8 protein-coding genes and 1 pseudogene are annotated in these 10,921 nt (G+C 70.0%); 6 read left to right on the plus strand and 3 right to left on the minus strand.

Features of this window, described 5'->3' with window-relative positions; translation table 11 throughout:
* A partial coding sequence (locus ABZ896_RS49855) for a S1 family peptidase (protein ID WP_360945177.1) occupies positions 1-1,158 on the minus strand: 1,158 nt, incomplete at its 3' end.
* Positions 1,159-1,343: 185 nt separating this feature from the next.
* Between ABZ896_RS49855 and ABZ896_RS49860 the strand changes: the two genes are divergently transcribed.
* From ABZ896_RS49860 to ABZ896_RS49880, 5 genes are all read left to right on the plus strand, one after another.
* Entirely contained in the window at positions 1,344-1,757 is a 414-nt protein-coding gene (locus ABZ896_RS49860) for a PaaI family thioesterase (RefSeq protein WP_360945180.1), read from the plus strand.
* Positions 1,758-2,205: 448 nt separating this feature from the next.
* On the plus strand, positions 2,206-2,421 hold the full coding sequence (locus ABZ896_RS49865; protein WP_360945183.1) for a type A2 lantipeptide: 216 nt from the start codon (positions 2,206-2,208) through the stop codon (positions 2,419-2,421).
* Between the two features lie 114 nt (positions 2,422-2,535).
* Positions 2,536-3,342, plus strand: coding sequence for an HlyD family efflux transporter periplasmic adaptor subunit (locus ABZ896_RS49870; RefSeq protein WP_360945186.1), 807 nt, complete (start codon positions 2,536-2,538; stop codon positions 3,340-3,342).
* A complete protein-coding gene (locus ABZ896_RS49875; RefSeq protein WP_360945189.1) occupies positions 3,339-5,561 on the plus strand; it encodes an NHLP family bacteriocin export ABC transporter peptidase/permease/ATPase subunit in 2,223 nt (740 codons plus the stop codon). The genes ABZ896_RS49870 and ABZ896_RS49875 overlap by 4 nt, the downstream gene beginning before the upstream one ends.
* Position 5,562: 1 nt before the next feature.
* On the plus strand, positions 5,563-8,376 hold the full coding sequence (locus ABZ896_RS49880; RefSeq protein ID WP_360945191.1) for an NHLP bacteriocin export ABC transporter permease/ATPase subunit: 2,814 nt from the start codon (positions 5,563-5,565) through the stop codon (positions 8,374-8,376).
* Between the two features lie 4 nt (positions 8,377-8,380).
* Here the strand turns inward: ABZ896_RS49880 and ABZ896_RS49885 are convergent, their stop codons facing one another.
* Positions 8,381-8,908: an SRPBCC family protein gene (locus ABZ896_RS49885; protein WP_360945194.1), complete on the minus strand. Its 528-nt coding sequence runs from the start codon at positions 8,906-8,908 to the stop codon at positions 8,381-8,383.
* 53 nt (positions 8,909-8,961) lie between these two features.
* Positions 8,962-9,141, minus strand: a pseudogene (locus ABZ896_RS49890) (metalloregulator ArsR/SmtB family transcription factor); the annotation flags it as partial.
* 131 nt (positions 9,142-9,272) lie between these two features.
* Between ABZ896_RS49890 and ABZ896_RS49895 the strand changes: the two are divergent.
* On the plus strand, positions 9,273-10,775 hold the full coding sequence (locus ABZ896_RS49895; RefSeq protein ID WP_360945197.1) for an MFS transporter: 1,503 nt from the start codon (positions 9,273-9,275) through the stop codon (positions 10,773-10,775).
* The last annotated feature ends 146 nt before the right edge of the window (positions 10,776-10,921 follow it).

Here is a 10,921-nt window from a genome sequence, read left to right on the forward strand (position 1 = left end):
GAGCGAAGCAGCCGGCAGGGGGTCCAGGTGAGTGCTTCCCGGCGTAGTGGGACCACCGACGAACTGGGGCTGGAAGAAGGTCTCGCCGCCGACCGTGCAGTCGCCGCTGCCACCGGAGGTGAGGCCGATCGCCGAACCGTCCTGCGTGAACAGCGAGCCACCGCTGTCGCCGGGCTCGGCACAGACGTCGGTCTGGATGAGCCCGGTGACCGTGCCCTCGGGGTAGTTCACCGTGGCGTCGAGGCCGAGGACCTGGCCGTCGGCGAGACCGGTGGTGGAGCCCATCCGGAAGACCTGGGTACCGACCTCGGCGTCCGCGGCCTGGTTGATGGCCACGGTCTGTCCGCCGCCGACGTTGACCTCGCTGGGCGCCTGGGTCGCCGGGTCGTCGTACTTGACCAGGGCGAAGTCGCCGTCACCGGGGAAGGTGGCCTGGTCGACGGTGGCGATCGGCTGGCCGGTCTCGGAGTCCGACCACTGGTCGGCCGCGACCCCGCAGTGACCGGCGGTCAGGAAGGCGGGGCTGCCGTCGGCGGCCGTGACGTTGAAGCCGAGCGAGCAGCGCGCGCCGTCGGCGAAGATCGCGTCGCCGCCGGAGACGAAGGTCTTGAAGGTGCCGGCCGACTTCTTGATGGTCGCCATGTCGGAGCCGAGGCTCTTCACGGTCGACTCCAGCGTGTTCCACTTGTCGCCGGTCACCGTGGAGTCGGCGGTCACCAGGATCTTGTTCGTCCTGGGGTCGATGGCCCACGAGGTGCCGGGGATCGTCGCCTCGGCCTTCAGGGTCTGGGCGCCCGCCTTGAGTTCGGTGAGGCTGTTGTCGACCTCACGGACGGCCGCGCCCGCCTTCTTCACCTGCACGATGACGTTGTTGTCGTCGCCGGATATGACGTTGTTGATGACGTTCACGACGAGCTGCTGCTTGTCGGAGTCGTAGTAGGACCCGGCGAAGGCGTCGCCGAGCAGCTCCTGGAGTTGCGAGGCGAGATCCGTGGCGTCCGATGCCTTGAGAGTCTTCGGCGCGATGGCCGCGGCGTCGTTCGACGAACCGTCCTGGGACGCGTTGGCGTTGGGCAGCAGAATCGCGGCCGCTCCGAGCGCCACCACGGTGCCCGCCGCAAACGCGGCCTTGCGCTTCGGAATTCGCTTGTGACTCAAACTTCTCGACCTCCTGGGGGACCGGAGTCTGTGTTGCCGTGTGGCAGATGTTCAGGGCGCCTGGATGGCCATGAGTACGCAAAGTCCGCCGGGCGCGTTCAACTCCGTTTCCACGCGCCCCAGAAGCCACGCCGATTCGGCCACGCCCCGTGCCGGGGAGCCGTGCGGCGGGAAGAATCCCCCATATGACGATGACGACCGCCGAAGCCGACAAGATCCTCGCCGACAACTTCGCCCCTTGGGTGCTCGACCTCGGGCTGACGGTCCAGACCGTCGCCGAGGACCATGTCGTACTGCGTCTGCCCTGGTCACAGCAGCTGGCACGGGAGGGCGGCGGGCTGTCCGGCCAGGCCCTGATGGCCGCCGCGGACACCGCGACGGTGATCGCCGTGGCGGCGGCCCGGGGCACCTTCGGACCGATGACGACGGTCCAGCAGTCCACGACCTTCCAGCGCCCGGTGACCGGTTGCGATGTCCTGATCAAGTCGGTCGTGACCAAGCTGGGCCGTCGCACCGCCTTCGCGGACATCACGATGACGGACGCGGAGTCGGGTGCACTGGCCGCCCACGCGACCACGGTCTACGCCCTTCTGGGCTGACACTGTCAGCGAACGGTCAGCAACAGTCCGTTGTGAACACCGGGTCGAATCCTCTCTTCAGCAAATCTGCACATCGAATGCCCAACCAGGTCACCGGAAGCCGGGGTTCTCCACATGCGGGTCCGGCGGCGCACGCCATTGGCGAGGTGTGTCGCATTCGCCTCGGAGGGGGCAAGAGCCGGTTCACGCCCGCGCAACATCAGCTGTGAAGAAGTCGCCACCATGTCGTGCGCACTCCTGCACGGTTCGAGGCTGATGTGACTCAAGTGCCCTGGTGAGGCGGTCGGTTGATTGGATGCGCGCGGCCGCAGCGTGCTTTGATCCATCGCACCGCAGGGCGGCCAGGGACTCCGGGAACGGGTCCGGCGCCTGCGATCGCGGCCGTCATCTGTCCCCAGAGGGGGCCGCTCCCCCCTTGTGAGATATCCATATGAAGGGAAGTTCCATCATGAACTCCACCCCCCAGGTTGAGACCGTTGAGATCTCGGACGCCGAGCTCGACAACGTCTCCGGCGGCCTGCAGCTGAACGCCCTCGGCACCGTCACCGGCCTGGTGGACGGCATCGCCCCGGTTTCCGGCCTGGTCAACACCGCCGTCGGCACGGTCGAGGGCGTCACCGGCCTCAACACCGCCCCGGTCACCAACCTGGTCGCCGGCCTCTGATCACCCCTTCGGTGATCTGATCGCACACTTGTGATCGCCCCGTCCCGGACCGCAAACCGGCGGTTCCGGGACTCTTGGGTGCCCTGAAACATCTCTCCAGGTGAGGGAAGTCCCGTGCAGTTCCGCCAACAGGCCCTCGCCAAGCTCCAGTCGCCGGAGGAGCTCGACCTTCCGGTGCGTTTCGCGCGCCCGCAGGGCTGGCTCGTGCTGTCCGTGACGGTCGTCGTGATGGCCGCCGCGTCCGTGTGGGCGGTGACCGGTTCGGTCGCCTCCACGGTGAGCGCGCCCGCCATCCTCACGCACGGCGAGGGCAGTTACATCCTCCAGAGCCCGGTCGCGGGCCAGGTCACGGAAGTGATCGCCGAGGAGGGCCAGCGGCTGCCCGCGAACTCCCCCGTCCTGAAGGTCCGTACGAGCGAGGGCGACACCGTCGTCCGCACCGTCGCCGCGGGCCGGGTCACCGCGCTCGCCGCCACCATCGGGCAGATCATCCAGACCGGCGCGAACGTCGCCGCCGTGGAGAAGGTCGCCCACTCCTCCGACCCGCTGTACGCGACGGTGTACGTGCCCGCCGAGAACGCGGCCTCCATCCCGGAGAACGCGGCCGTGGACCTGACCGTCTCCTCGGTGCCCACCCAGGAGTACGGCGGGCTGCGCGGCCATGTGAAGTCGGTGGACCGCTCGGCGCAGTCGGCCCAGCAGATCGCCTCGTTCCTCGGGGACAGCCAGCTGGGCGAGCAGTTCACCAAGGACGGCCGCCCGGTCGCCGTCCTCGTGAAGCTGGACAAGTCCTCGGGAACCAAGAGCGGGTACAAGTGGTCCTCTGCCGAGGGCCCGCCGTTCGCCCTCACCTCCATGACCGTGGCCTCGGGTTCGATCCGGCTGGCCGACCAGCGTCCCGTCGATTGGCTGCTGCCGTGAGCCCCGCGCAGGACACCCGCGGCAGACGCCGTTCCGCCCCGCCCAAGCGCCCGGTCCCCAAGGGGAGGGCGAAGACGGTCCGCACGCCGACCGTCCTCCAGATGGAGGCCGTCGAATGCGGCGCCGCCTCCCTCGCGATGGTCCTCGGCCACTACGGAAAGCACGTCCCGCTGGAGGAGCTGCGCATCGCCTGCGGTGTCTCCCGCGACGGCTCGCGCGCGAGCAACCTCCTGAAGGCGGCCCGCAGTTACGGTCTGACGGCCAAGGGCATGCAGATGGACACGGCCGCGCTCGCCGGGGTCAAGACACCGGCCGTGCTGTTCTGGGAGTTCAACCACTACGTCGTCTACGACGGCATGGGGCGCCGCTTCGGCCGCCGCGGGGTCTACATCAACGACCCCGGCAAGGGCCGCCGTTTCGTCCCCATGGAGGACTTCGACGGCAGCTTCACCGGTGTCGTCCTGGTCATGGAGCCCGGCGAGGGCTTCACCAAGGGCGGCCGCAAACCAGGGGTGTTGGGCGCGATGCCCGCCCGGCTGCGCGGCACCGCGGGCACCATGCCGGCCGCCGTCCTGGCCAGCCTCCTGCTCGTCCTGGTCGGCGCGGCGGTCCCCGCGCTCAGCCGTACCTATATCGACATGTTCCTCATCGGCGGCCAGACCTCGCTGCTCAGCGTGCTGTTCGCGTCGATGGGCACCTGTGTGGCGCTCACGCTCGTGCTGACCTGGCTCCAGCAGGCGAACCTGCTGCACGGCCGCATCATCTCCTCGACCCTCTCCAGCGCCCGCTTCCTGCGCCATCTGCTCAGGCTGCCGGTGACGTTCTTCTCCCAGCGCAGCCCGGCCGACCTGGTCCAGCGCCTGCAGTCCAACGACCAGGTGGCCGAGACCCTGGCCCGCGACCTGGCGGCGGCGGGCGTGGACGCGGTGGTCGTCGTCCTCTACGCGGTGCTCCTCTACACCTACGACCCCCAACTCACCTTCGTCGGCATAGGCGTTGCCCTCCTCAACGTGGTGGCCATGCGGGTCGTCATCCGGCTGCGCGCCACCCGCACCGCCAAACTCCGGGCGGACAGCGCCCGGCTCACCAACACCGCCTACACCGGCCTGCAGTTGATCGAGACGATGAAGGCGACCGGCGGTGAGGACGGCTACTTCCGCAAGTGGGCCGGGCAGCACGCCACCACCCTGGAGGAGCAGCAGCGGCTCGGGGTGCCGAGCGCCTGGCTGGGCGTGGTCGCCCCGACGCTGGCCACCTTCAACAGCGCCCTCATCCTCTGGATCGGCGGGATGCGCGCGATCGAGGGCGGGATCTCGGTGGGCCTGCTGGTCGCCTTCCAGGCCCTGGTCACCCGCTTCACCGCGCCGATCACCCGCCTCAACGGCGTCGCGGGCCGCATCCAGGACTTCGCGGCCGACGTGGCCCGGCTGAAGGACGTGGAGAACTTCCAGGCCGACCCGCTCTACGGCCGCCCCGGCGCCGGCGACTCCACGCGCCGTCTGCACGGCCATGTGGAGCTCCAGAACATCACCTTCGGCTACAACCCGCTCGACAAGCCGCTGCTCACCGGCTTCGACCTGACCGTCGGCCCCGGCCAGCAGGTGGCGCTGGTCGGCGGCTCCGGCAGCGGCAAGTCGACGGTCTCCCGGCTGATCTCCGGCCTCTACGCCCCCTGGGAGGGCGTGATCCGCATCGACGGACAGCGCCTGGACGACATCCCGCGCGGCGCGCTCGCCGCCTCCGTCTCCTTCGTCGACCAGGACGTCTTCCTCTTCGAGGGCTCGGTCCGCGACAACATCGCGCTGTGGGACCCCTCGATCCCGGACGACGCCGTGATCGAGGCGCTGAGCGACGCCGCCCTGTACGACGTGATCACCCGGCGTCCCGGCGGCATCCACAGCAAGGTCGAGCAGGACGGCCGCAACTTCTCCGGCGGCCAGCGTCAACGCCTGGAGATCGCACGGGCGTTGGTGCGCCGACCCAGCATCCTGGTGCTCGACGAGGTGACCAGCGCGCTGGACGCCGAGACCGAGCTGACCGTCATGGACAACCTGCGCAAGCGCGGCTGCGCCTGTGTGGTGATCGCGCACCGGCTCAGCACCGTGCGCGACAGCGACGAGATCGTCGTCCTGCAGCACGGCACGATCGTGGAGCGCGGACGGCACGAGGAACTGGTGGCGCGCGGGGGCGCGTACGCGGCGCTGGTCAAGGAACGGTGAGATGACGACCGCACACGAAGGGGACATTGTCCTCAACGCGCTCGGCGGTATGGGGACCCGGATCGACTGCACCGGTTTCAGCCGTCTCGACCTCGAAGGTCCGCAGGTGCTGTGGCTGGTCGCCACCGGCGCGGTGGACCTCTTCGCGGTCGACGCCGAACAGCAGGGCCACTGGCACCACTTGGGCCGCTTGGAGGCGGGCTCCCTGCTGCTCGGCCCGGTGGCCGGACCCCAACACACCCTCGTGGCACGGCCGCTCAGGGACTGCGTGGTGCACCGCATCAACCTGCGCGAGCTGTACCAGCCCGTCGAGACCCAGACCTGGTCCTCCGACGAGTACGGCAACCCCCAGTACGTCCCGCCGACCACGAGCCCGCTGGAGTACGCCCTCGCGCTCGGCGTCGGCCGTAGCCTCTCCATCCTCTTCCAGGCGCCGATGGCCACCGAGCGGGCGGCCGCCCCCACCGACGACGACGTGTTCTGGATGCAGGTCCCGCCGGGCAGCGTGCAGTACGGCTCGCTCTACGGCGCCGAGGCGGCCGCCGACCTGCTGATGGACGCGGCGGTGTGGCAGTCGATGGTCGACCAGCAGTACCGGCTGCTGACCACGCTGGACCGCTGGATCGAGCAGCTGGAGCGCACCCACGAGACCCGAACGGCCGCCGGTATCAAGGCCGGTGAGGCCGTGCGCGCCCAGGCCGACCGCACGCTGCTCGCGTCGATCGGCAAGTCGAAGCAGCGCACTACCTCCGCCGACGCCGACGCGAGCCACGCGGCCTGCAAGTTGGTCGCCGAGGCGGCCGGGATCCCGCTCGCCGACCCGGGGCAGAGCGGCACCGAGAGCGACCGTCTGGACCCGGTCGAGCGGATCGCGCTCGCCTCCCGGGTGCGGATCAGGTCGGTCCGTCTGGACGGGAGTTGGTGGCGGGACAACGTCGGTCCGCTGGTGGGTCATCGGGCGCTGTCGGGGGCGCCGGTCGCGCTGCTGTGGCGGCGCGGTGGGTATGTGGCGGTGCATCCGGCGACCGGGCGCGAGACGCCGATCGAGAAGGACAACGCGGAGGAGTTCGAGCCGCGCGCGGTGATGTTCTACCGTCCGCTGCCCGACCGCGCGCTCAGTCCGCTCGGCCTGCTCCGGTTCAGCATGGGCGGTACCCGCGGCGACGTGCTGAACCTGCTGCTCAGCGGTCTGGTGACGGTGGCGATCGGGGCGCTGGTGCCGATCGCGACCGGCAAGGTGCTCGGCGAGTTCGTGCCGAAGGCGCAGACGGGCCTGATCGTGCAGGTGTGTCTGGCCGTGATGGTCAGCGGTGTGGTGACCGCGGCCTTCATGCTGCTCCAGAACCTCACCATGCTCCGCCTGGAGGGCCGGATCGAGGCGACGCTCCAACCGGCTGTGTGGGACCGGCTGTTGAGGCTCCCGACGAAGTTCTTCACCGAACGCTCCACCGGCGAACTGGCCAGCCAGGCCATGGGCATCAGCTCGATCCGCCGGATGATGGCGGGCATCGGTCCGGTGGTGGCCCAGTCGGTGACCGTGGGCGCGATGAACCTGGGGCTGCTCTTCTGGTACAGCGTCCCGATGGCGATGGCGGCGATCGGCATGCTCGTCGTCATCGCGGCCGGCTTCCTCGGCCTCGGGCTGTGGCAGGTGCGCTGGCAGCGGCGGCTCGTGGTGCTGGGCAACAAGCTGAACAACCAGGCCTTCCAGACCCTGCGCGGCCTGCCCAAGCTCAGGGTCGCGGCGGCGGAGAACTACGCGTACGCGGCCTGGGCCTCGGAGTTCGCCCGCAGCCGCGAGCTCCAGCAGAAGGTCGGCCGGATCAAGAACCTGACCACGGTGCTGGGTTCGGTCTATCTGCCGGTGTGCACCCTGCTGATGTTCATGCTGCTGGCCGGTCCGGCGCGGGGCTCGATGTCGGCGGCCGCGTTCCTCACCTTCAACACGTCCGTGACGATGCTGCTGACCTCGGTCACCCAGCTCACCGGCTCCTTCGTCTCGGCCGTGGCCGCCCTCCCCCTGTTCGAGGAGATCAAGCCGGTCCTGGAGGCCCAGCCCGAGGTCCGCACCGCGAGCACCCGCCCGGGCCCGCTCACCGGCGCGCTGGAGGCCCGCAGGCTCTCCTTCCGCTACTCCGACGACGGCCCCCTGGTCCTCGACGACGTGTCCTTCGAGATCCGGCCGGGCGAGTTCGTGGCGATCGTCGGCCCGAGCGGCTGCGGCAAGTCGACCCTGCTCAGACTGCTGATCGGCTTCGACCGCCCGGTCTCCGGAAGTGTCCTCTACGACGGCCAGGACCTGGCCGCGCTCGACCAGTCCGCCGTACGCAGGCAGTGCGGGGTCGTGCTCCAGCACGCCCAGCCGTTCACCGGGTCCATCCTGGACGTCATCTGCGGCACCGAGCCGTACACGCCGGAGGAGGCGATGGCGGCGGCCGCGATGGCGGGGCTCGCGGAGGACATCCAGCGGATGCCGATGGGGCTGCACACCATCGTCTCGGGCAGCGGCGCGATCTCCGGCGGCCAGCGCCAACGCCTCATGATCGCGCAGGCGTTGATCCGGCGGCCGCGGATCCTCTTCTTCGACGAGGCGACCAGCGCCCTGGACAACGACACCCAGCGCACGGTCATCGAGTCCACCAAGGCCCTCAACGCCACCCGGATCGTGATCGCCCACCGCCTGTCGACGGTGCTGGACGCCGACCGCGTGATCGTCATGGAGAACGGCAAGGTCGCCCAGCAGGGTCCGCCCGCGCAGCTGCTCGCGGACACCGGGGGCCGGCTGCACGAGCTGGTACGGCGACAGATGGCGTGAGAGGTCAGTCCAGGCCGGGGACGGGCGCGCCGGAAGGGACACCGGCCTTCACGTACCCCTCGTAGAACTCCTTCCAGGGCGCCTGCGCCCCCGCGTGCGGCCCGGCGAAGCTCTCGCCGCGGGCCTCCGCATCGAGGGCGGCGAGGCAGACCTCCCATCCCGCGCCGTTGCGGGCGGCGGTGTCTTCGGCGCTCAGGACGTTGGTGAGCGTGAAGCGGGTGCGGTTGTCGTCCAGGCGCTCCAGGTCGAAGCAGAGTTCGTCGCCGCCCCATTCGAAGGACAGGTGACGGGGCTCGTCCACGGCGACGACCCGGCCCGTGGAGTCCGCCATGTGCGGGTCACCGCTGAAGCGGACGGTGCCGCCGGGGCGCAGTTCGATCTCGGCGCGGGACGGGAACCAGGCGGCGAGTTCGTCGGCGTCGGTCACGAAGCGCCAGACGCGGTCGATCGGATGGTCGTAGACGCGGCTGAAGCGGACGGCGGGGCGGCCGTCCTCCAGGGTCAGATAGATACCGGTGAGGTCGGCGTTCATGACGGATCAGTCCTTCGGTGCGGGTTCCTCGGTGGTGTCCGGCGCGGTCTCGTCCAGGCGTCGAGCGCGGCGATCGGGGCCGGGTCGAGGGCGTAGACACGGCGCTGCGCGTCCTGCCGGACCCGGACCAGACCGGCCTCCCGGAGCACCTTGAGGTGTTTCGAGGTGCTCGGCTGGCTCAGCCCGCACGCCTCCACGATCTCGCCAACAGATCGCGGCCGCTCCAGGAGCAGCGTGAGGCATACACAAGCCCCCCTAGCGAAACGTTGCCGTTTCGCTAGAAGTGCTCTAACCTCTACGAGTACGAAACCGTTTCGTTCGCGGGTTTCGGCATCATCCGACCCTTCCCTGGAGTGGTTGACCCATGTCTCAGAACACGCTCTCCGAGCGCGAGCGGGAGGACGCCGTAGCGGCGCAGCCCGGCGCCTCCGCCAAGCGGTGGTGGATTCTCGCGGTCGTCGCCCTCGCCCAGCTGATGGTGGTCCTGGACGCCACCATCGTGAACATCGCGCTCCCCTCGGCCCAGGCCGACCTCGGGTTCTCCGACGGCAGCCGGCAGTGGATCGTCACGGCGTACGCGCTCTCCTTCGCCTCCCTGCTGCTGCTCGGCGGCCGGATCGCGGACCTCTTCGGCCGCAAGACCGCCTTCCTCATCGGTGTCGCCGGCTTCGCCGCCGTCTCCGCGATCGGCGGCGCCGCGACCAACTTCGAGATGCTGGTCACCGCGCGCGCCCTCCAGGGTGCCTTCGGCGCGCTGCTCGCCCCCGCCGCGCTCTCCCTGCTCAACACCACGTTCACCGACGCCAAGGAGCGCGCCAAGGCGTTCAGCGTCTACGGCGCGATAGCCGGCGCCGGCGGCGCGGTGGGCCTGCTGCTCGGCGGCATCCTGACCGACGCGTTCGACTGGCGCTGGACGCTCTATGTCAACGTCGTCATCGCCCTGTTCGCCTTCGCGGGCGGCTGGCTGCTGCTGCACAACCACCGTGACGCCACGAACTCCAAGCTGGACGTGCCGGGCACCGTACTGGTCGCCTCCGGTCTGTTCGCCCTGGTCTACGGCTTCTCCAACGCCGAGACCCACGACTGGGGTTCGGCGCTCACCTGGGGCTTCCTGATCGCGGGCGTGGTGCTGCTGGCCGCGTTCACCTGGTGGCAGACCAGGTCCTCGCACCCGCTGCTGCCGCTGCGGATCCTGCTGGACCGCGACCGCGCCTCCTCGTTCGTGGCCGTGCTGATCTCCGGCGCGGGCATGTTCGGTGTGTTCCTCTTCCTCACCTACTACCTCCAGCTGAACCTCGGCTTCAGCCCGACGAAGACCGGTGTGGCGTTCCTGCCGATGGTGGCCGCGCTGATGGTCGCCGCCCAGGTCAGCACCACGGCGCTGGTCCCCCGGATCGGCCCCAAGGTGGTCATCCCGCTCGGCTTCGCGATCGCCGCGGTCGGCATGGCCTGGCTCACCGGGATCGGCGTCGGCTCCAGCTACCTGTCCGCCGTACTGCCGCAGCTGATCGTGACCGGCTTCGGCCTCGGACTGGTCATGCCCCCGGCCATGCAGCTGGCCACCGGCGGGGTCGCCGCCGAGGACGCGGGAGTCGCCTCCGCCACCGTCAACGCCATGCAGCAGGTGGGCGGTTCGATCGGTACGGCGCTGCTGAACACGCTGGCCGCGAGCGCCGCCACCGACTACCTGGCCGGCAAGGACCCGACGAACAAGCTGGTCCAGGCCCAGGCGACGATCGAGAGCTACACCACCGCCTTCTGGTGGTCGGCGGGCCTCTTCGCCGCCGGTGCGCTGATCGCCTTCCTCCTCTACCGGCGCGGGGTCCCGGAGCAGGACCCGGACGCCGCCCCCGTCGTCCACATGTGACGACCCGGGCAGGAGCCGCGTGACCCGAGGGGCCGCCGTCAGCAGGGAGACCCCGCTTCCCGCAGGGCCTGGGCCGTGGCGCGCACCACCGGCACGTCCTGGCTGCCGGTGAGCCCGTGCATGACGATCACCAGCGGCACCTTCTG

The sequence above is a fragment of the Streptomyces sp. NPDC047072 genome (assembly GCF_040643855.1).
In the GTDB taxonomy this organism is placed as follows: domain Bacteria; phylum Actinomycetota; class Actinomycetes; order Streptomycetales; family Streptomycetaceae; genus Streptomyces.

Excerpts from the sequence above, each read along its gene's own strand:
- ABZ896_RS49865 (WP_360945183.1), top strand. The coding sequence starts at position 2,206 with ATGAACTCCACCCCCCAGGTTGAGACCGTTGAGATCTCGGACGCCGAG.
- ABZ896_RS49880 (WP_360945191.1), top strand. The coding sequence starts at position 5,563 with ATGACGACCGCACACGAAGGGGACATTGTCCTCAACGCGCTCGGCGGT.
- ABZ896_RS49860 (WP_360945180.1), top strand. The coding sequence starts at position 1,344 with ATGACGATGACGACCGCCGAAGCCGACAAGATCCTCGCCGACAACTTC.
- ABZ896_RS49885 (WP_360945194.1), bottom strand. The coding sequence starts at position 8,908 with ATGAACGCCGACCTCACCGGTATCTATCTGACCCTGGAGGACGGCCGC.
- ABZ896_RS49895 (WP_360945197.1), top strand. The coding sequence starts at position 9,273 with ATGTCTCAGAACACGCTCTCCGAGCGCGAGCGGGAGGACGCCGTAGCG.